The sequence below is a fragment of the Bradyrhizobium sp. USDA 4341 genome (assembly GCF_054063755.1).
The window spans coordinates 3,508,946-3,528,554 of the sequence record NZ_JBSSGO010000002.1 but is presented as its reverse complement, the minus strand read 5'-3'; the positions used below and the strand labels follow the sequence as shown (position 1 = coordinate 3,528,554).

General features: G+C 65.3%; 17 protein-coding genes. 12 read left to right on the top strand and 5 right to left on the bottom strand.

Going from position 1 to position 19,609, the window contains the following annotated elements; all coding sequences use genetic code 11:
• Positions 1-266 precede the first annotated feature (266 nt).
• From ACVIGB_RS22725 to ACVIGB_RS22705, 5 genes are all read left to right on the top strand, one after another.
• Positions 267-1,283, top strand: a complete 1,017-nt coding sequence (locus ACVIGB_RS22725) for an AraC family transcriptional regulator (protein WP_456749212.1) — start codon at positions 267-269, stop codon at positions 1,281-1,283.
• A 427-nt stretch (positions 1,284-1,710) separates the two neighbouring features.
• Complete coding sequence (locus ACVIGB_RS22720; RefSeq protein WP_229166805.1) at positions 1,711-2,832, top strand: branched-chain amino acid ABC transporter substrate-binding protein; 1,122 nt, start codon at positions 1,711-1,713, stop codon at positions 2,830-2,832.
• 237 nt (positions 2,833-3,069) lie between these two features.
• The gene (locus ACVIGB_RS22715) at positions 3,070-4,113 is read left to right on the top strand and encodes a hypothetical protein (RefSeq protein ID WP_456720960.1); all 1,044 of its coding nucleotides are present in this window, start codon (positions 3,070-3,072) and stop codon (positions 4,111-4,113) included.
• Positions 4,114-4,197: 84 nt separating this feature from the next.
• On the top strand, positions 4,198-5,055 hold the full coding sequence (locus ACVIGB_RS22710; protein WP_456720961.1) for an alpha/beta fold hydrolase: 858 nt from the start codon (positions 4,198-4,200) through the stop codon (positions 5,053-5,055).
• A 46-nt stretch (positions 5,056-5,101) separates the two neighbouring features.
• Positions 5,102-5,941: a class I SAM-dependent methyltransferase gene (locus tag ACVIGB_RS22705; protein ID WP_456720962.1), complete on the top strand. Its 840-nt coding sequence runs from the start codon at positions 5,102-5,104 to the stop codon at positions 5,939-5,941.
• 2 nt (positions 5,942-5,943) lie between these two features.
• On the opposite strand, the gene ACVIGB_RS22700 is transcribed toward ACVIGB_RS22705, so the two are convergent.
• Entirely contained in the window at positions 5,944-6,489 is a 546-nt protein-coding gene (locus ACVIGB_RS22700; protein ID WP_456720963.1) for a TetR/AcrR family transcriptional regulator, read from the bottom strand.
• Between the two features lie 113 nt (positions 6,490-6,602).
• On the opposite strand from ACVIGB_RS22700, the gene ACVIGB_RS22695 reads away from it, so the two are divergent.
• From ACVIGB_RS22695 to ACVIGB_RS22680, 4 genes are all read left to right on the top strand, one after another.
• The gene (locus ACVIGB_RS22695; RefSeq protein ID WP_092124395.1) at positions 6,603-6,920 is read left to right on the top strand and encodes a monooxygenase; all 318 of its coding nucleotides are present in this window, start codon (positions 6,603-6,605) and stop codon (positions 6,918-6,920) included.
• A 160-nt stretch (positions 6,921-7,080) separates the two neighbouring features.
• Positions 7,081-8,130 carry an aldo/keto reductase gene (locus ACVIGB_RS22690; RefSeq protein ID WP_456720964.1) on the top strand — a complete coding sequence of 350 codons (1,050 nt, stop codon included), beginning with the start codon at positions 7,081-7,083 and terminating at the stop codon, positions 8,128-8,130.
• Complete coding sequence (locus ACVIGB_RS22685) at positions 8,127-8,981, top strand: amidohydrolase family protein (RefSeq protein ID WP_456720965.1); 855 nt, start codon at positions 8,127-8,129, stop codon at positions 8,979-8,981. Before ACVIGB_RS22690 ends, ACVIGB_RS22685 begins: the two co-directional genes overlap by 4 nt.
• A gap of 119 nt (positions 8,982-9,100) precedes the next feature.
• On the top strand, positions 9,101-11,440 hold the full coding sequence (locus ACVIGB_RS22680; RefSeq protein ID WP_456720966.1) for a Tex family protein: 2,340 nt from the start codon (positions 9,101-9,103) through the stop codon (positions 11,438-11,440).
• A gap of 237 nt (positions 11,441-11,677) precedes the next feature.
• Here the strand turns inward: ACVIGB_RS22680 and ACVIGB_RS22675 are convergent, their stop codons facing one another.
• Positions 11,678-13,141: a catalase gene (locus tag ACVIGB_RS22675; RefSeq protein ID WP_456720967.1), complete on the bottom strand. Its 1,464-nt coding sequence runs from the start codon at positions 13,139-13,141 to the stop codon at positions 11,678-11,680.
• Positions 13,142-13,573: 432 nt separating this feature from the next.
• Between ACVIGB_RS22675 and ACVIGB_RS22670 the strand changes: the two genes are divergently transcribed.
• The 3 genes from ACVIGB_RS22670 (at position 13,574) to ACVIGB_RS22660 (ending at position 16,303) form a co-directional block, all read left to right on the top strand.
• Positions 13,574-14,104 carry a hypothetical protein gene (locus tag ACVIGB_RS22670; RefSeq protein WP_456720968.1) on the top strand — a complete coding sequence of 177 codons (531 nt, stop codon included), beginning with the start codon at positions 13,574-13,576 and terminating at the stop codon, positions 14,102-14,104.
• Positions 14,105-14,250: 146 nt separating this feature from the next.
• Positions 14,251-14,943, top strand: a complete 693-nt coding sequence (locus tag ACVIGB_RS22665; protein WP_021075850.1) for a response regulator transcription factor — start codon at positions 14,251-14,253, stop codon at positions 14,941-14,943.
• The gene (locus ACVIGB_RS22660; protein ID WP_456749211.1) at positions 14,930-16,303 is read left to right on the top strand and encodes an ATP-binding protein; all 1,374 of its coding nucleotides are present in this window, start codon (positions 14,930-14,932) and stop codon (positions 16,301-16,303) included. Before ACVIGB_RS22665 ends, ACVIGB_RS22660 begins: the two co-directional genes overlap by 14 nt.
• Positions 16,304-16,515: 212 nt before the next feature.
• On the opposite strand, the gene ACVIGB_RS22655 is transcribed toward ACVIGB_RS22660, so the two are convergent.
• Genes ACVIGB_RS22655 through ACVIGB_RS22645 form a run of 3 tightly spaced genes read right to left on the bottom strand, consistent with a single transcriptional unit; the run spans position 16,516 to position 19,590 of the window.
• On the bottom strand, positions 16,516-17,142 hold the full coding sequence (locus ACVIGB_RS22655) for an FMN-dependent NADH-azoreductase (protein ID WP_456720969.1): 627 nt from the start codon (positions 17,140-17,142) through the stop codon (positions 16,516-16,518).
• A 9-nt stretch (positions 17,143-17,151) separates the two neighbouring features.
• Positions 17,152-18,723, bottom strand: a complete 1,572-nt coding sequence (locus ACVIGB_RS22650; RefSeq protein WP_456720970.1) for an isochorismatase family protein — start codon at positions 18,721-18,723, stop codon at positions 17,152-17,154.
• An 18-nt stretch (positions 18,724-18,741) separates the two neighbouring features.
• Complete coding sequence (locus ACVIGB_RS22645; protein ID WP_092124404.1) at positions 18,742-19,590, bottom strand: MBL fold metallo-hydrolase; 849 nt, start codon at positions 19,588-19,590, stop codon at positions 18,742-18,744.
• Positions 19,591-19,609 lie beyond the last annotated feature (19 nt).

Sequence of the window (19,609 nt, the reverse complement as noted above, 5' to 3'; positions counted from 1 at the left end):
TCAGTCAATTATAATTATCGCGCTCCAATGCGGACGGCGTCTTCGGGTTTATCGAGCGAGGATAATTCTATCCCCGGTCGGGACTTCGCGCACGACGTCAGATGAGCTTCGCGCACGCGGCACTAAACGGTGTATTTGCGCAGCTTATGCACGATGCTTGACAGTTGTCAGATCGAGGCATCGGCGGAACCCGCGAAAGGTTCACGTTTGCGGCTGCGCTGCATGGCCCCCATGCTCCGCGGTGCGCCGCCACAAATCAGCCGTATATGAACGGCGACCTCCGCCGCCATGAGGGCGAGCCGATGACAATGCAGTCGGGCGATATCACAGGGTTTCGATTCTCGACCGCGCATTTCGGCGAGCGGGACCGCTTGCCGATCTTTCGCGAGCAGATCGGGCGGATGATCGTCAAGCTCGATCCGGAGCCGCTCGACGACGGCGCGTTTCATGCCGAAGCCAATGTGCGCGAATTGTCCGGGCTCGGCATCGGATCGTGGGCGTGCAGCAATCTCAAGATCGCAAGACCGCGCGAACTGCTCGACGGCACCGACGACCTGGTGCTGACGATCATCACCAGCGGCAACACCCGTGCCTCGCAGCGCGGCCGCGATATCGAACTCGGCCCGGGCCAGGCGGTGCTGCAGTCGAGCGCGGAAGCCGCCAACATGGTGGTCCCGGTGTCGCCGAGCCGCTTCGTCGGCCTCCGGCTGCCGCGCAAGGCGCTGGCCTCGCTGGTCAACGATCCCGAAGACATGCTGATCCGCCCCCTGCCCGCGAACACGGAGGCGATGCGCCTCTTGGCGCTTTACATCAGGGAGCTCGACGACAGCTACCAGCTTTCGACTCCCGAGTTGCGCGGCGCCGTCGTCAAACACCTGCTCGATCTCGGCGCGCTGATCATCGGCGCCAACCGGGATGCGGCGGTAGCCGCGGAAGACGGCGGGTTGTCGGCTGCCCGGCTTGCCGCGGTCAAGGCCGACATCAGCGACAATCTCAGCTACGGCGACCTCACGCTGCCCGCGGTGGCTGCCCGGCTGAAGCTCACGCCGCGCCATATCCAGCGGCTGTTCGAGAGCGCGGGTTCGACATTCTCGGAATTCGTGCTCGGCCAGCGCCTGGCGCGCGCGCATCATCTGCTGACGGATCCGCGCCACAGCCGCACCACCATTGGCACGATTGCGTTTGAAGTCGGGTTCGGCGATCTGTCCTACTTCAACCGCACCTTCCGCCGGCACTACGGCGTGACGCCGTCGGATATTCGCGCGGTGCCGCGGCGTTCCTGACCGAACGTCTGAACTCCCCTGATGCGGCCCGACCGTTCCTTACGGCTCTCCGCAACCGATCACGGCCCGTGCGAGGCGGTGATCATTAGCGGCCGGTGGAGGCGCGCCCAAGCGCCACACGTTGAGGCGGCAGCACCACCGGTCGGAGCCGACGTCAAGCCGGCGGAGTCCGAGCCGCTGGCGCGGCCGTGATCGAACAAGCCATCAGCTGTGTGCTGACGCGCACACAGTGCGATTCCAGGCGCCAATGCACGGCAACGTGTTTCACATTGTTGCCCAATGTCGCATATGTCCAATCCCCCGTCGCCTCAGTCCGAGCCTGCTGCTCATCGCGCGCATACAAGGCAGCCCCCGGTGATCGTTGCGGCCGGCGATACCAGTCGATTGCGATGCATTGAGGCGACTTGAGACCATCGAGGAGAATATGATGAAGTTTGCACTTCGAGGATACTTTCTTGCGCTTGGCACGAGCCTGGCATTGTCCAGCGCGGCCATGGCCCAGGATATCAGTGTTGCCGTGGTTGGGCCGATGACCGGCTCGGAGGCGAGCTTCGGTCAGCAGTTCAAGAACGGTGCTGACCTCGCCATCGCCGACATCAATGCGGCGGGCGGCGTGCTCGGCAAGAAGCTGAAGCTGGAAGTCGGCGACGACGCCTGCGATCCGAAGCAGGCGGTGTCGGTTGCCGAGAAGATGGCAGGCGCGAAGATTCCGTTCGTGGTCGGGCACTTCTGCTCGTCGACCTCGATTCCGGCCTCGGACGCCTATGCCGAGGGTAACGTGCTGCAGATCACGCCGGGTTCGACCAACCCGCTCTTCACCGAGCGCGGGCTGTGGAACACGTTCCGCGTCTGCGGCCGCGATGACCAGCAGGGCATGGTCGCGGCCGCCTATATCATCAAGAACTACAAGACCAAGAACGTCGCGATCATCCACGACAAGACGACCTACGGCAAAGGCCTTGCCGACGAAACGAAGAACGCCATCAACGCGGCGGGCGTGAAGGAAAAGCTCTATGAAGCCTACACCAAGGGCGACAAGGATTTTGCCGCGCTGGTGTCCCGCTTCAAGAAGGAGTCGATCGATTTCGTCTATGTCGGAGGCTACTACGCCGAGGCGGCATTGATCCTGCGCCAGATGCGCGAGCAGGGGGTCAATGCCGTGCTGATGGGCGGCGACGCCTTGGTCGACAAGCAGTTCGCCGCGATCGCGGGTCCGCTTGCCGAGGGTTCGCTGTTCACCTTCTCACCCGATCCGCGCAAGAAGGTGACCGCGGCCGCGACCTTGAAGAAGTTCAAGGACAAGGGCATCGATCCGGACGGCTACACGCTTTACAGCTATGCCGCCTTCCAGATCTGGAGCCAGGCCGTCACCCGCGCCCAGACCACGGACGCCAAGAAGATCGCGGCGACCATCAAGAGTGGACACTGGGACACCGTGCTCGGCAACATCAGCTACACGCCGAAGGGTGACATCACCCTGATCGACTACGTCGTCTACCGCCGCGACAAGGACGGCAACTACGCCGAGTTGCCGGCCGCCGGTCAATGATCGCTGGCCGCGACATCGGCCGCTCCTCCCTGATCGATGTCGCGGCTGTGCCGGCTCACAGCGCCAACGGACCAACCCTCTGCCAGCCCCGAGGTGTTGGCGCTGTGACGCCTGGCCTGCGGCGGACAAGCTGCCCTTGGGCAGGTTGCCGCGTCAGTCACCGCATCGAGCCGATACGGCAATAACGATACCGTTGAATCCAATTTCGATCGATCACGGCAACCCAAGAGGCAACACGTGTCTGACATAAGCCTGAGCAATGGCGGCGGCCGCGGCGGTTCGGCCGATTGGCACGCTGCGGGACAATCCCAAGAACCGTCTCAAGGACCGTCCCACTCCTACCCGCTGCTGGTGCGCGATCACGGTCTTGGCACCGCGCTGAAGCTGTTGCTCGAGACCCTGCCTTATGCGCTGGCGCGATGGGGCGTGTTGCTGGGCTTTGCCGCCGCGTGCGCCATCTGGGCGGTGGTCGCCGTGGGCGGCGCGGTCTGGCTCGGCACCCATGTCGCCAGCGTGTTCGGCTATTGCTGGCTGCTTGGCATCCTGCTGCTCGGCGGGTGGATCTGGGGCGCCATCCTGCGTTACACGCTTCACATGATCGCCTGCGGCCATGTCGCCGTGCTGACCGAGCTGATCACGCATGGCCGCATCGGCAACGGCAGCGAAGGGCAGTTCGCCTACGGCCGTCGGATCGTGATGGACCGGTTCGGCGAGGTCGCGATCCTGTTCGGACTTGGTGCGCTGATCCGCGCCGTGCTCCGCGCGTTTCACAATGCGCTCGATACGCTCGGCGATTGGCTGCCGGCGCCCGGCATGAAGGCGATCGTCGGTCTGCTCAACACCATCCTGTCGGCCGCGACGCGCTATCTGGACAAGGTGGTGCTGTCCTACGACCTGGCGCGCGGCGGCGACGATCCGAGGCGCAACATCCAGGACGGACTGGTCTACTATTGCCAGAACGCCAAGCCGATCCTGGCAACGTCGGTCTGGATGGTCATCGTCGAGCGGATACTGAGCATCCTGCTGTGCCTGCTGCTGCTGGTCCCCGCCGGCGTGGTGACGGTCTGGTTGCCGGAGGCTGTCAGGGAGTATGGCGCCATGGTCACCTTCTTCATCGCGGCCCTGTTGGCGGTGACGGTGCGCGCGGCATTCATCCAGCCGCTATTTTTGATCTGCATGATGATCCGCTTTCACGCGCTGATCGAGAACCAGCCGATCAATTCGACCTGGGTCGGTTATCTCGACGGCCTCACAGATAAGTTCCGGCAGATCGGACGCTGAGACCGGAGGACGGCAGTTCATGCCGAACTGCAAGCCGGCGGGCCGATGCCGGATGCTGATGGTATTTCGCAACGGAGATGTTCGGTGACCGATATTACGCTCGACAATGACGGCGTCAGGCTTGCGGCTTCGGTCGATGGCCCGCCGGACGGTGAACCGATCCTGTTTCTGCACGGCCTGTCGCTCAGCCGGGACACATGGCAGGAAACCGGCGGCCGGCTGAAGGATCGATATCGGGTCTGGACCCTGGATTTCCGGGGACACGGGCACTCGGATCGGGCCCCGAGCTACGCGCTCGCCGATTATGTCTCGGACGCGGAGACTGCATTGGCGGCAATCGGGCGTCCGGCGGTGATAGTCGGGCACTCACTCGGCGGCTGCGTTGCCGGTGTGCTGGCGCAGCGCGGTGATGCCAATGTGCGCGCCGCCTTCCTCGAGGACCCGCCGTGGTATCTTGGCCAGCCGGGCGAGTGGGAGAAATCGGCATTCCCAAAGCTGTTTTCGATCGTCAGCGTGCGTCAGGCGGCGTGGCAGCAGGCGCGCGCGCCACTCGGCACCTACCTTGCGTTCCTTGCAGACTCTCCGACGCCCATGGGCGGGATCGGCAGCGATCATTTCGGCTCCCGTCATCTGTTGAGCCATGCGTCTGCGCTGCAGCGGCAAGATGGGCGGTGCTGGGCGGACGGAAACGTTGGGGCCTCGGTTCTTGCGGCGATTCCGACCGAGCGGGAATTCCTCTGTCCGGTCAGGATCGTTCAGGCCGATCCCGGATGCGGAGCGGCGTTGCTGGAGGACCACGATGCGCGCCTCGCGCACGACAATCCGCGTGCCGACATCGTTCGCTATGAGGGATGCGGCCATTCACCCCATCGCTCTATTGCGTTCGAGCAGCGCTTCGCAGCGGATCTGCAAGCTTTCTTGTCGGGCCTGCAGTCTGAGTGAGCACGGGCGCGGCCGCCTCCATTCACGAACCGAAGCGGGTAGATCCATGCAAGAGACGTCCGGCTACGATCCGAACTATGTGATGGGGCGTTCGACCGCGGAGACCGACAGGCTCAAGCGCCAGTCGCAGCTCTACGATGCGTCCACATGGCAACTCCTGAAAGAGGCCGGGCTCTCGCGGGGCATGAAGGTGCTCGACGTCGGAAGCGGCGCCGGCAACGTGTCGTTCATTGCCGCTGGCCTGGTCGGCGAAAGCGGGGCGGTCGTCGGGGTCGACAGTAACCCCGCCATTGTTGAGGAAGCCGCGGGCACGGCGCGCTCGCTCGGCCTGAGCCAGGTCTCGTTCCGGGTCGGCGATATCAGCACGATCGAGCTCGACCGCGATTTCGATGCGGTCGTCGGCCGGCTCGTGCTGATCTATGTGAAGGATCCCGCGGCGCTAATTCGGCACTTGCTCGGGCACGTCAAGCCCGATGGCATCGTGGCGTTCCAGGATCTCGACTGGGGCGAGGGGCCGATCGCCAATCCGCCGTCGCCGCTGCTGTCGGAGGCGTGGGGCGCTGTGAAGGAGATGTTCAAGCGGGCGGGCCTGAACAACCGCATGGGATTGTCGTTGCACGGGGCGTTCGTCGCGGCCGGGCTTCCGGCACCGCGCATGAGCCTGTTCGCGCCGGCTGGAGGCGGGGCGGATTTCGACGGCTACGACTATATGGCGAGCGGCCTGCGCAGCAATCTGCCGCATATCGTCAAGCTCGGCGTCGCCACCGAAGCGGATCTGGCGGTGGACAGTTTTGCCGAGCGCTTGCGCGCCGAAGTGGTCGCCATGCAGGGCGTCTTTGCGCTGCCGACCTTCGTCGGCGCATGGTCGCGCAGGCGGCCCGGCTGACCTCAGGCATTGTCAACGACCGCGTCGATGAACGTCGCGGCCAATTCCCTCAACTGCTTGCGGCTGTATCCGGCGCGCTCCATCACCGCCAGCCCGCGCGTGTAGGTCACGATGACGCGCGCCAGCCGGTTCGCATCGGCCGCGCTGTGCTTGCCCGGCGCCGTGCCGATGGCCTTGCCGATCAACTGCTCAAGCCGCGTGAGCACATCCTGCACTCGCTGACGCACATCCGCGCTTGAAATGGCTGCGTCGAGCGCCGTGCGTGTGGTCAGGCAGCCGCTTGGCGGCGAACCGTCAGTCATGTTGACGATGATCATGTCGAAGAACTGTCTCAGCCCCGTCGCGGCGTCACCGTGGGACAGTGCGTTGCCGGCCGCCTCCAGGAACTGCCCCGTATACCGATCGAAGGCGCGCAGGAAGATCGCTTCCTTGTCGCCATAGGCGTTGTAGAGGCTGCCGCGCAGCACGCCGGTCGCCGCAGCGAGGTCCTGCATAGTCGCGTCGTGCAGCCCCTTGCGCCAGAACACGTCGAGCGCGGTTGCGATCACCTCGTCCTCGTCAAACTGACGCACGCCTACCATGCGATTCGCTCCAGCAGATCATTATTGACAATATCGTCAAGATTGACAATCGTGTCAAGAATGATGCCCAGGAGGTCCAAATGATCACCGCCGTCACGACGTTCAGATTGCCGAAACCGGTCACGCGCGAGGAAGCGCGCAGCATCTTCCTGAGCACCGCACCGCTCTATCGCGACGTGCCGGGGTTGTTTCGCAAGACCTATGTGCTGTCCGAGGACGGCATGACGGCCGGCGGCATCTATTTCTGGAACTCGAGGGGTGAGGCGGAAGCGCTGTACACCGCTGCGTGGCGCGCCCGCGCCCGGGAGAAATATGGCGCCGATCCGACGGTGACCTATTTCGAAAGCCCCGTCGTGGTCGACAATGTGACCAAGGAGATCAGCTCCGACGACGAATAGCAGGCGCCGTCATCGCAGATCGACGGTGGCACGGAACTTTCGCTCGGCGCCCGATCGGCGCGTTGCCCGTATGTGAGGCGCGGCGCGCGTCCGCTTGTGTTCGGCACGCCCGCGAGGCTACTTTCTCTGCAAGCAAGAAAACTGCAAGGGAGCCGTCACGGTGAACCAAACTCCATCCTCACATCCCGCGCCTGCGTCGGCGCTGCCACGCCGCAGGCTCGGCCGCACCGGGCTCGATGTCTCCATTCTCGGCTTCGGCACCGCGCCGCTCGGCGACCTCTTCGCGCGGCTCGACGACGCCACCGCGATCGCAGCAGCGGAGCGGGCGTTCGCACTGGGTGTGAACCTGCTCGATTCCTCACCGCTCTATGGGCATGGTCTCGCCGAACATCGTTGCGGCACGGTGCTGCGCCGCGTGGCGCGTGACGATATCGTTGTCTGCACCAAGGTCGGGCGTTGGATGGACCCGTTCCGCGGCCGCGGTGACGGCTCGAACTTTGTCGGCGGCCAGCCGCACCGCGCGGTGGTCGACTATTCCTATGACGGCACCATGCGCTCGGTCGAGCAGTCGCTGCTGCGGCTCGGCACCGATCATATCGACTTGCTGCTGATTCACGACGTCGACGTCTGGACCCATGGTGCCGATGCGATCGAGGCCAGGTTCCGCGAGGCGATGGAGGGCGCCTATGTCGCGCTCGACAAGTTGCGCGCCGAGCGCGTGGTCAAGGGCATCGGGATCGGCGTCAACGAGGCCGAGATGTGCGTGCGCTTCGCCAGGGCCGGCACGTTTGACACCATGCTGCTCGCCGGCCGCTACTCGTTGCTCGAGCAGCCGGCGCTCGCCGAATTCCTGCCGCTGGCGCAGACGCAGGGCATCGGCGTGATGCTCGGCGGCGTGTTCAACTCCGGCATCCTGGCGACCGGCGCGGTTGCCGGCGCCAAGTACAATTACAAAGACGCGCCGGCTGATGTGATGCAGAAGGTGGCGGCGATCGAGCGCGTCTGCCGCGCCCACGGTGTGGCGCTGCCGACCGCCGCGCTGCATTTCGCGCTGGGCCATCCGGCGGTCGCGAGCGTCGTGCTCGGCGCACAGACGCCGCAAGAGGTCGAGCGCAACGCCGCCGCCTTGTCGTCGCCCGTTCCCGCCGCGCTGTGGCGCGACCTGAAAGCCGAGGGGCTGCTCGATCAGCACGCGCCGGTGCCGGCATGATGCGGATCGATGCCCATCACCATGTGTGGACCTTGGCGCGCGCCGATTACGGCTGGCTGACGCCCGAACGCGGGCCGATCTACCGCGACTTCGGCCTGGCCGACCTGATGCCGCATCTCGCCGCGGCCGCCATCGAGGGCACGATCCTGGTGCAGGCGGCGCCGACCGAGGCGGAGACGGCGTTCATGCTCGACGTCGCCAAAGGCGCGGAGTTGGTGCGCGGTGTGGTCGGCTGGATCGACTTCGATGCCGACGATGCCGCGACGCGGGTCGATATGATCGCCGGGCGCGAACTGCTGGTTGGCCTGCGGCCGATGGTGCAGGACATCGCCGACGACGACTGGCTGCTGCGGCCGGAACTGGCCGCGCCGCTTGAGGCCATGGCGCAGTACGGCCTCGTGTTCGACGCGCTGGTATTGCCGCGCCATTTGCCGCGGCTCGTTCAGGTGGTCGATAGCCATCCGGACCTGCAATTCGTGCTCGACCATTTCGGCAAGCCGCAGCTCGCAACCGGCGACATTGCGGCCTGGAAGGACGACGTCGCAAACCTTGCCGCGCGGTCCAACGTCGTCTGCAAGCTGTCGGGCCTTGCGACGGAGGCGGCGCCGAACTGGCAGGTCGCCGATTTGCGCGAGGCCGTGGATCATGCACTGGCATGTTTCGGGCCGCAGCGGATGCTGTGGGGCAGCGACTGGCCCGTCGTCAATCTTGCTGGCGGCTATGCACATTGGTTCGCAGCTGCAGAGAGCCTGCTGGCTGATTTGTCAAGTGAGGCAGGAGCTGCGATTTTCGGCGGCAATGCGGCGCGGGTCTATTTGTCAAGCCGCGGACGGCCAACATCCCGGAAATAGCGCGTGCGGCGCGCCAAATTTGATCCACAGCGCGCCTTGATGAATCATTCCGGGATGGTCCATAAGCGGCGTCCGCGCCATCGGTGATTTGGCGGCGCAACGGGGTGAGAGAGACAGGCGTGGCAAAGATCCATCATCAGATTGCGCAGGAACTGGGAGTTCGCGACGAGCAGGTCGAGGCCGCGGTGACGCTGCTCGACGGCGGCGCCACGGTGCCGTTCATCGCGCGATACCGCAAGGAGCTCACCGGCGCGCTCGATGACGCGCAGCTGCGCACGCTGGAAGAGCGACTGACATACTTGCGCGAGCTCGAGGAGCGCCGTACCGCGGTGCTCAACTCGATCCGCGAGCAAGGCAAGCTCGATGCCGCGCTCGAGGCCCAGATCATGGCCGCCGACAGCAAGGGCCGCCTGGAAGACATCTATCTGCCGTACAAGCCGAAGCGCCGCACCAAGGCCGAGATCGCCAAGGAGGCCGGGCTCGAGCCGCTCGCCGATCAGCTGTTGACGCAGCCCGAGAGCGATCCGAACGAGGCCGCTTCGCCGTTCGTTAATGCCGAAAAACAGGTCGCCGACGTCGCCGCCGCGCTGGACGGCGCGCGCGCGATCCTGGTCGAGCGCTTCGCCGAGGATGCCGACCTGATCGGCGCGCTGCGCGAGGAGATGTGGTCGAACGGCATCATGGCCTCGACCGTCCGCACTGGCAAGAAGACCGAAGGCGAGAAGTTCAAGGACTATTTCGATTTCTCCGAGCCGCTGTCGAAGCTGCCGTCGCACCGCATCCTGGCGCTGTTCCGCGGCGAGAAGGAAGAGATACTCGACCTCGCGATCAAGCCGGAGGCCCAGGAGCCGGTCGTCGGCGTGCCCGGCCGCTACGAACTCCGGATCATGAACCGCTTTGCAATCTCCAGCCAGGGCCGCAAGGGCGACAAATGGCTGACGGAGACGGTGCGCTGGGCCTGGCGCACCAAGATCCAGATCCATCTCAACATCGACCTGCGGATGCGGCTGTGGACCGCGGCCGAGACCGAGGCGGTGCGCGTATTCGCCTCGAATCTGCGCGACCTGCTGCTGGCGGCGCCGGCCGGCCCGCGTGCCACCATGGGGCTCGACCCCGGCTATCGCACCGGCGTCAAGGTCGCGGTGATTGATGCCACCGGCAAGGTGGTGGCGCATACGGCGATCTTTCCGCACGAGCCGCAACGGCGCTGGGACGAGGCGCTGGCCATTCTCGGCAAGCTCGCGATCGAGCATGGCGTCGAGCTGATCGCGATCGGCAACGGCACCGCCTCGCGCGAGACCGACAAGCTCGCCGCTGAGCTCGTGAAGCGGCTGCCCGAGCGTAAGATGACCAAGATCGTGGTCTCCGAAGCCGGCGCATCGGTCTACTCGGCCTCCGCCTTCGCCTCGAACGAATTGCCCGACCTCGACGTCACCATTCGCGGCGCGGTCTCGATCGCGCGGCGCCTGCAGGACCCGCTGGCCGAGCTCGTCAAGATCGATCCGAAGGCGATCGGCGTCGGCCAGTACCAGCACGATCTCGGCGAGGCCAAGCTGGCGCGCTCGCTCGATGCCGTGGTGGAAGACTGCGTGAACGCGGTCGGCGTCGATGCCAATACCGCCTCGGTGCCGCTGCTCTCGCGGGTGTCCGGCATCGGGCAGGGACTGGCGCAGAGCATCGTGCAGCACCGCGACGCCAACGGCCCGTTCAAGTCGCGCAAGGCACTGAAGGAGGTGCCGCGGCTCGGACCGAAGGCGTTCGAGCAGTGCGCCGGCTTCCTGCGCATCAGCAATGGCGAGGATCCGCTCGATTCGTCCGGCGTACATCCGGAAGCCTATCCCGTGGTGCGCCGCATTCTCGAGGCGACCAAGAGCGACATCAAGGCGCTGATCGGCAACGCCGACGTGGTGCGCGGGCTCAGGCCGCAATCCTTCGTCGACGACACCTTTGGTCTGCCGACCGTCACCGACATTCTGCGCGAGCTGGAAAAGCCCGGCCGCGACCCACGTCCGGCGTTCAAGGCGGCGGTGTTCAAGGACGGCGTCGAGGAGGTCAAGGATCTCAAGAAGGGCATGATCCTCGAAGGCACCGTGACCAATGTGGCCGCCTTCGGCGCTTTCGTCGATATCGGCGTGCACCAGGATGGCCTGGTGCACATCTCGGCGATGTCCAGGAATTTCATCAAGGACCCGCGTGAAGTCGTGAAGCCGGGCGACATCGTCAAGGTCAAGGTCCTGGACGTCGAGGTCGCACGTAAGCGCATCGCGCTGACGTTGCGGCTCGACGACGAGATCGGGCCGAAGAAGGACAATGCGGGCCCGTCGCGCGATTTCTCGCGCGGCTCGGCCAAGATGACGTCGTCGGCTCCGCGCCGTCCGCAGGAGCAGTCCGGCGGCGGCGCGCTCGCCGAGGCGCTGCGCCGCGCGGCCGAGAAGAGCGGGCGCGGCAAGCCGACGTGAGCGAGGTGAGGGCGGCAGCCAAGGCTGCCGGCCCCGTTCGAAAATCGACCACGTGACGCGTCTGACCGAGGCGTCTAAGCCGTCCCCGTCATCCTGAGGTGCCCGCGGAGCGGGCCTCGAAGGATGAATCGGCCGGAGACGGGGCCGTGCATCCTTCGAGGCTCGCAAGAGCTCGCACCTCCAGCGACAATGGCTACGCCATTGCGCGGGGATGACGGGGCGGATGGGCTGTCCCGGCTACAGCTCTCCGTCGGCATACCGCGCGAGCGCGTCCGCCACGCCCTTGCCGTAGGCGGGATCGGCCTTGCTGCAATTCGCAACATGCCGTTCCTGGATGTGCTTCGACGCCTGGCCGACCTGGCGGGCGGTATTGTCGAACAGCGCCTGCTTTTGTACGGCATTCATCTTGCGGAACAGATCGCCCGGCTGCTGCCAGTGATCTTCATCCACGCGATGATCCCAATGTGCGGCCGCGCCTGAGGTCTCGAGCGGCGGCTCGTTCAGTTGCGGCTGGTCGGTCCACTCGCCATGGCTGTTCGGCCAATAGGTCAGCGTGGCGCCCAGATTGCCGTCGGTGCGCATCGCGCCGTCGCGGTGATAGCTGTGGAACGGACATTTCGGCGCGTTGACCGGGATCTGGTGGTGGTTGACGCCGAGCCGGTAGCGTTGCGCGTCGCCATAGGAGAACAGGCGGGCCTGCAGCATCTTGTCCGGCGAATAGCCGATGCCGGGCACGACATTGGCCGGCGTGAACGCCGCCTGCTCGACCTCGGCGAAGACGTTCTCCGGGTTGCGGTTGAGCTCGAAATGGCCGACCTCGATCAGGGGATAATCCGCCTTCGGCCACACCTTGGTCAGATCGAACGGGTTGAACGGGAAGGCCTTGGCCTGCGCGTCCGTCATCACCTGGATGAACAGCGTCCAGCGCGGGAAATCGCCGCGCTCGATGCTGTTGAACAGATCGCGCTGGTGGCTCTCGCGGTCCTTGCCGATCAGTGCCTCGGCCTCGGCGTCGGTCAGGTTCTGCACACCCTGCCGGGTGCGGAAATGGAATTTCACCCAGACGCGCTCGTTGTTCGCGTTGATCATGCTGTAGGTGTGGCTGCCGAAGCCGTGCTGGTGACGGAAGCTCTTCGGAATGCCGCGCTCGCTCATGACGATGGTGACCTGGTGCAGCGCTTCCGGCAGCAGCGTCCAGAAATCCCAGTTCATGTCGGGGTCGCGCACGCCCGTGCGCGGATGGCGCTTGATCGCGTGGTTGAGGTCGATGAAGCGCAGGGGATCGCGAAAAAAGAACACCGGCGTGTTGTTGCCCACTACATCCCAATTGCCTTCGTCGGTATAGAATTTCAGCGCGAAGCCGCGGATGTCGCGCTCCGCGTCCGCCGCGCCGCGCTCGCCGGCAACGGTCGAGAACCGCGCGAACATCGGCGTCTGCTTGCCGATATCCGAGAAGATGCTGGCCTTGGTGTAGCGCGTGATGTCGTGGGTGACGGTGAAGGTGCCGTGCGCGCCGGCGCCCTTGGCGTGCATTCGACGCTCCGGGATCACTTCGCGGTGAAAGTGCGCCAGCTTCTCGATCAGCCAGACATCCTGCAAAAGCGCCGGCCCGCGCGGACCCGCCGTCATGATGTTCACATTGTCGGTAACGGGTGCGCCGGAGGCGTGGGTCAGAAACGGTCTCTTGATCTCGTCGCTCATCGAAAGCTCCTTGCTGGAAGTCAGCACTCGTCGTCCCGGCGCCGAGGGAAGCCGGGCGAAACACGATTGCATCGCGGATGGGTTACGGCCGGCGCGACGGGGGACCCGGTGATCGACAAATTGTGAACCGGGTCTACGATCCCGCCACGACGACGTCGTTTCTTGGATCGCTGCAGGATTAAGAAACCCGGCGGATCGATTCAACGCGCGCTAACCGCTGATTCCAGCCAAATGTCCGTCGATCTCGGCCAACGCAGGCGCGGCGCGCGATCCAGCCATTTGCCGCGCGTGCCGGCCTCCTCGCCAATCCTAAATCCGGCGTCAGAATCTGGCGCATTTGTCAGTTGAAGTCGGCCTCACGCTTGCGTCTTCTGATCATGCTCTGCGTGCGGCGACACGAGGTTTGCCGCGGTCCCAATCAGGGAGGATTTCATGACGAACAGGCTCTTCACGCTTCTCACGGCGGCGACGCTCGCCGTCAGTGTTGCGCTTGCACCCGTAGCCTTCGCCAGAGGTGGCGGCGGTGGCGGTGGTGGGCACGGCGGTGGCGGTGGCGGTGGCTTCGGTGGCGGCCATGGCGGCGGTTTTGGTGGCGCCATGGGCGGCGGCATGCACGGTGGCGGTTTTGGTGGCGGAATGCATGGCGGTGGTTTCGGCGGCGGCATGCGCGGTGGAGGTATGGCGTTCGCCGCCATGGGCGGCGGCGGACATTTTGCCGGTGGGCATTTTGGCGGCGCGCGCTTCGCCGGCGCACCGGCGTTCGGCCCGCGATTCGCCGGCGCCGGATTCCACGGCTCGCACTTTTTCCATCATGGCGGCTTCTTCCACCACCATCACCGCTTCCATCGCTTCGCCTTCTTCGGCGGGCCCGTCATCTATGCCGATTACTATGACGGCTGCTACCGCAGGGTATGGACGTCGTACGGGCTGCAATGGGTCAATGTGTGCGGGGACTATTGGTGATCGCCCAACGAACCGCACCGTTGTCGCGGCCGTCGCCAGGCGTTCCATCCAGCCCCGGAATGGGATAGTCTGGCGGCGACCGTTGCGGGGCGCTCGGAGAGTTTGAGAACTCGGGGAGTTCAGGACAACTCGGAGAGTTCAAGAACATGACCGGAGCTCACCGCCGCATTCTCGTCGTCGAGGACGACCCGGAGACCGCGGGTCAGCTCGTCGAGGAGCTCACCACCAGCGGCTATGACGTGGATCTGGCTGCGAACGGCCGCGAGGCGCTGAGCCAGGGGGCGGCGCGCGACTATGCCGTGATCACGATCGATCGCATGCTGCCCGACATCGACGGCATCACGGTGATGCGGCAGATGCGCGACGACGGCATCGCGGTGCCGTTCCTGATCATCAGCGCGCTCGGCGAGGTCGATGATCGCGTGCGCGGCCTGCGCGCCGGCGGCGACGACTATCTGGTCAAGCCGTTTTCCTTTGTCGAGCTGCTGGCGCGGCTGGAGGCGCTTGGCCGCCGCAGCGAGACCGTTGCCAAGGAGACCATCCTGCGGGTCGGCGATCTCGCGGTCGATCTGATCGCGCGGACGGCGAGCCGCCGCGGCCGCAAGATTCCGCTGCTGCCGAAGGAATTTCAGCTGCTCGAGTATCTCGCGCGCAACGAAGGCCGCGTGGTGTCGCGCGCCATGCTGCTGCAGCATGTGTGGGATCTGCACTTCGATCCTTCCACCAACATCATCGACGTCTATGTCGGCCGGGTACGCCGCAAGGTCGACGACCAGCAAGCCTATCCGCTGATCCACACGATCCGCGGCATCGGGTACTGCCTCCGTGCTCCTGGCTAAGACCCTCAGATCGTCGACGTTCCGCCTGGCGTTGATCGCCATCGGTACGTTCGGCCTCATCGTGTCCGCGATCTTCGCCTATGTCTACTGGTCGACGCTGTCCTATGTGCGCGACAGGTCCGACCGCGCCATCATGACCGAACAGGCAAGCCTGGATGATGCCTATGCGCGGTCCGGCCGCGATGGCCTGACCGCGTTGATCGCGCAACGCATCGCGAACAAGGGGCTTGCCGATCAGGTTTATCTGCTGGTCGGCCCCGGATCCGTGGTGCTCGCGGGAAATCTCAAGCAATGGCCACCAGACACTGTTGGAGATGGATGGACCGAATTTCGAACCTCGCTACCACAGCTGCCTTCTGGAACCGCGCTCGTGCGCGCCGTGGCGAAGACCTTGCCAGGCGGTGATCGGTTGCTGGTCGGCCGCGACATCAGCGATCTCGACGGCTTCATGGCGCAGATCAGGGCTGCGGGCATCGCGGTCGTCGTGCTGATCATCGGCCTTGCGGCTGCCGCCAGCATCGGGGTCACACGGCGAACCGTCGGCCGGATCGAGTCGATCAATGCGACCAGTCGCGCCATCATGCTCTCCGGCCTCGACCAGCGTATCCCGCTCCATGGCAGTCATGACGAATGGGATCGCGTCGCGGAGAACCTCAATCTGATGCTGGATCGCATCCAGACCCTGATGGGCGACGTCAAGCAGGTCAGCGAGAATATCGCCCACGACCTGCGCACGCCGCTGACCCGGATGCGCGGCCGGCTCGAGAAAGCCTATCACGCCCCGCGCAACGGGGAGGGCGATGCGGCGCTGATCGGCGACACCATCGCCGATCTCGACGCGGTGCTCGGGATGTTCGCATCGATCACGCGGATTTCCGAGATCGAGACGCGGGCCCGCAAGGGCGCGTTCCGCACCGTCAATCTGGTCGAGATCGCAGGCGAGGTGGTCGAGCTCTACGATGCCGCCGCCGAGGAGGTCACCACCCATCTCGACCTTGCCGGTGATCCGGCGGTGTTGGTCACCGGTGATCGCGACCTCCTGTTCGACGCCATCGCCAATCTGGTCGACAACGCCATCAAGCATGGTCGTCCGGGCGGACGGGTGACCGTGACCTGCGACAATGACGAAGGTGAAGCGGTGATTTCGGTCACCGACGACGGCCCCGGCATCCCAGCCGAACAGCACGATCGCGTCTTCAAGCGCTTCTATCGGCTCGAGCAAAGCCGCTATACGCCAGGCAACGGCCTCGGCCTCAGCCTGGTCGCGGCGGTCGCAAGCCTGCACGGCGCGCGCATCGAATTGCGCGACAACGCACCGGGACTGCTGTGCAGGCTCGCATTTCCCGTCGCGGAAACATAGGGAGTATTAGCGCCGTCGCGAGAATGCGGATATATGTCCGCCGGACGTGCAACAAACTTGGTGTCGTCCCGGGCAAGCGAAGCGCGACCCGGGACCCATAACCACCAATGAGCATTGCTTTTGCTGAGCTGGGGCCACAGCTCGCTTCAACGACACGACCCTGTGGTTATGGGTCCCTGCTTTCGCAGGGACGACGATGTGGTGAGAGCAGGTCAAAACCGCCCCGCCATCTCCGCGAGCCGGCGATGCGCGGCCTCGCGGGCGGCGCGGATCGGATCAGTGGGGCCGGTGGTCGGGCCGATCGGCACGAAGCGGACGTCATTGATGCCGATGAAGCGCAGCGCTTCGCGCAGATAGGGCGTCGCCATGTCGATGCGGCCGCGGTTCATGCCGGTGATGAAGTCGCTGCCGCTGGCGATGATCACGACCGTCGGGCGGTCCTTGAGCAGCGGCAGATAGCCCTGCGCCGGATCGAAGCGGAAGGTCAGGCCGGGCTGGATGATGACGTCGAGCCACTGCTTGAGCTTATAGGGGATCGAAAAATTCCACATCGGCGTCGAGATCAGCACGCGGTCGGCCAGCGACAGCCGCAGCGCCAGGCGCTCGGCGACGGCAAAGGCGTCGTGTTGCGAATTGGTGAACGTCTTGCCGCCGATCCGGGCGTATTTCGCCTCGAGCAGATAACCCTCGAACTCCGGCAACGGCTCGCGCCAGAGGTTCATCGCGTCGATCTCCCAGTCCGGCCGCATCTCGCGGAAGCGATCGAGAAAGGCGCGCGCGCCGGCTGCCGATTCCGAATCGGCGCGGGGAGAGCAGGCGACGTGAAGCAGCTTCGGCACTACGCCTCCTCAGCCGAGCGCCTTGATGACGGTGTCGGCATTGGTCACCACGGAGACGTTCTGGAGCGCGAAATTGATCGCAGCGTTGTGCCAGTCGGCATTCATGGTCGAGCAGCAATCCTCCGGCACGATCATGAAATAGCCCTTGTCCGCGCCGGTGCGCGCGGTGTGCTCGACCGACATGTTGGTCCAGGCCCCGGTGTTGATGATCATGTCGCGGCCGGTCGCCTTCAGGATGGTCTCGAGCCGGGTGCCTTCCCAGGCGCTCATCCGCATCTTCTCGACCACGAAATCGCCCGGGCGCGGCTCGAGCCCGGAGACTGGCGCCGCGCCCCAGCTGCCGCGCACCATCGCCTTGCTGTCGACCAGCCCCTCGAATAGCGGCGCATTCAGCGTCACGCCGGGCGCGCCCGGCTCGACGACGAACCAGACATGGATGATGGCGACGCCGCGGGCACGGGCGGCCTCGGCGACACGGCGCACATTCTCGACGACGTGCTGCTCGCGGGCATGCGCCGGCGCGCCGGAAGAGGCGAACGCGCCGCCATCCATGATGACGTCGTTCTGCATGTCCTGGATGATCATCGCGCAGCGCTGCGGATCGATCTGCATCTCGCCGGCGGTCAGGTTGAGCGCAGGTGCGGACGATGGGGCACTCGCCGCGCCATGCTTGCCGCTCATATAGGGCTCATGGCGCGGCCCGACCTTGGTCGGGATCGCGTAGACCGAATGGGTCGCGGTCAGATAGAGCGTGCGGAAATCGGCGCCGCCCCAGGCGAGGTTGGCGACGAGCTCGGGCAGGCGGACCTTGCCGAGCAGATCGCCGCCGGGCGAATAGACCCAGACGCCGCCGGGTGCGGTGACCCAGACATTGCCGCGCTGGTCGCACTTCATGCCGTCGGGCAGGCCGGGCTCGAGCTCGGAGCGGATGCCGGAGGCGAACACACGCGGATTGGCGAGCGAGCCGTCGGCGCCGACATCGAAGGCGCGGATCAGCGCCTGCACGGTGTCGTTGACATAGAGGATGCGCTCGTCGGGCGAGAAGCACAGTCCGTTCGGCTGCTCGAACAGATAACGGTCGACCAGCAGTTTCGGCGCGCCGCCGCCGGGCGGCACGCGATAGACGCCCTGGAAGCCGAGCTGGCGCGGCCGCTCGACGCCATAGACCGGCATGCGGCCGTACCAGGGGTCGGAGAAATAGATCGCGCCCGAGGAATGCACGCAGACGTCGTTCGGGCTGTTGAGTTCCTGGTTCTCGTAATGCGAGGCCAGCACCTCGCGCCGCCCGTCGGGCCGCTCGCGGATCAGCGAGGAGGTCGCATGCTCGCAGACGATCAGATTGAGGTCGGCATCATAGGTCATGCCGTTGCACTTGTTCGACGGACGCTTGACCTCGACCACGCCGCGCCGCGCATCCCAGCGCCGGCGCACGTCGCCCGGCATGTCGGAGAACAGCAGGAAGTGATCGAGCGGATGCCAGATCGGTCCTTCCGTGAAATCGAAGCCGGTGCCGACCTGGCCGACCGGCGCGTAGGGATCGATCAGGTCTTCGAACTCCGCGCGCAGCGTGACATGCGTCATCGCGTCCGTCCTCCGCGTCTACGCCGGGAACCAGCTGCGTTGCGGCAGGCTCTGCACGACAGGACCTGGCACCTGGTCGTGCAGGCGGCCGACCACCATGCCGCCCTCGATCTTCGCCGGGCGATCGTGCACCGGCAGCAGATAGCGCGAGCTCGAGAGCAGCTTCTTGATCGCGGCCTTCTCGGCGCGCTTGCTGGTCCCATGGTTGCCGGTGGTGCGCGGCTCGGCGTCCTGGATCTCGTTGAACGGCGTCACGATCTGGTCGTTGAAATCATAGATCACGTCGCCGCAGATCGTCGCGATGCCGTCGGCGGTGTGGACGTGGATGTTCATCGAGCCTTCGGTATGGGCGTTGGCGGCATCGCAATAGACGCCCGGCATCAGTTCGACCGGACCGGTGATCTCGAGATCGAGAAAGCGCAGCGCGCTCTTGGTGTGCAGGCGGTCGATCAGGTGCTTGATGTCGGGTGCGGGATATTGCGGGTGCATCAGGCCGGAGACCGAGTACTCCAGCTCCTTGCGGTTGACGACGACGGTCGTGTTCATCGGGAATAGATCGTCCTTGCCGGCATGGTCGATGTGCAGGTGGGTGTGGCAGACGAAGCGGACGTCGCCCATCCGCACGCCGTGGCGGGCGAGCTGGTTCTCGATCATGTTCTCGTGAAACTGGAGGCCGCGCATGCCGAGCGTCTCCATGATCTGGTTGGAGCGATAGCCGGTATCGACCAGCACGGGGTAGGGGCCGCCGAGGATCAGGAAGCCGAGCGTCAGCACGCGGCGCGTGCGGCCGCAATTGTGCCCGAGCACGAGGAAGCTCGATTCCAGCTCGATATCGCCATAGTCCAGGATCTTGATCTCCAACGGCATCTTTCTCCCTCCCAATTCG

What these genes read in the sequence shown, in the direction of transcription:
- ACVIGB_RS22695 (WP_092124395.1), top strand. Translation starts at nt 6,603, where the DNA reads ATGATCACCGCCGTCACGACGTTCAGATTGCCGAAACCGGTCACGCGC.
- ACVIGB_RS22665 (WP_021075850.1), top strand. Translation starts at nt 14,251, where the DNA reads ATGACCGGAGCTCACCGCCGCATTCTCGTCGTCGAGGACGACCCGGAG.
- ACVIGB_RS22675 (WP_456720967.1), bottom strand. Translation starts at nt 13,141, where the DNA reads ATGAGCGACGAGATCAAGAGACCGTTTCTGACCCACGCCTCCGGCGCA.
- ACVIGB_RS22725 (WP_456749212.1), top strand. Translation starts at nt 267, where the DNA reads ATGAACGGCGACCTCCGCCGCCATGAGGGCGAGCCGATGACAATGCAG.
- ACVIGB_RS22720 (WP_229166805.1), top strand. Translation starts at nt 1,711, where the DNA reads ATGAAGTTTGCACTTCGAGGATACTTTCTTGCGCTTGGCACGAGCCTG.
- ACVIGB_RS22645 (WP_092124404.1), bottom strand. Translation starts at nt 19,590, where the DNA reads ATGCCGTTGGAGATCAAGATCCTGGACTATGGCGATATCGAGCTGGAA.
- ACVIGB_RS22705 (WP_456720962.1), top strand. Translation starts at nt 5,102, where the DNA reads ATGCAAGAGACGTCCGGCTACGATCCGAACTATGTGATGGGGCGTTCG.
- ACVIGB_RS22670 (WP_456720968.1), top strand. Translation starts at nt 13,574, where the DNA reads ATGACGAACAGGCTCTTCACGCTTCTCACGGCGGCGACGCTCGCCGTC.
- ACVIGB_RS22685 (WP_456720965.1), top strand. Translation starts at nt 8,127, where the DNA reads ATGATGCGGATCGATGCCCATCACCATGTGTGGACCTTGGCGCGCGCC.
- ACVIGB_RS22650 (WP_456720970.1), bottom strand. Translation starts at nt 18,723, where the DNA reads ATGACGCATGTCACGCTGCGCGCGGAGTTCGAAGACCTGATCGATCCC.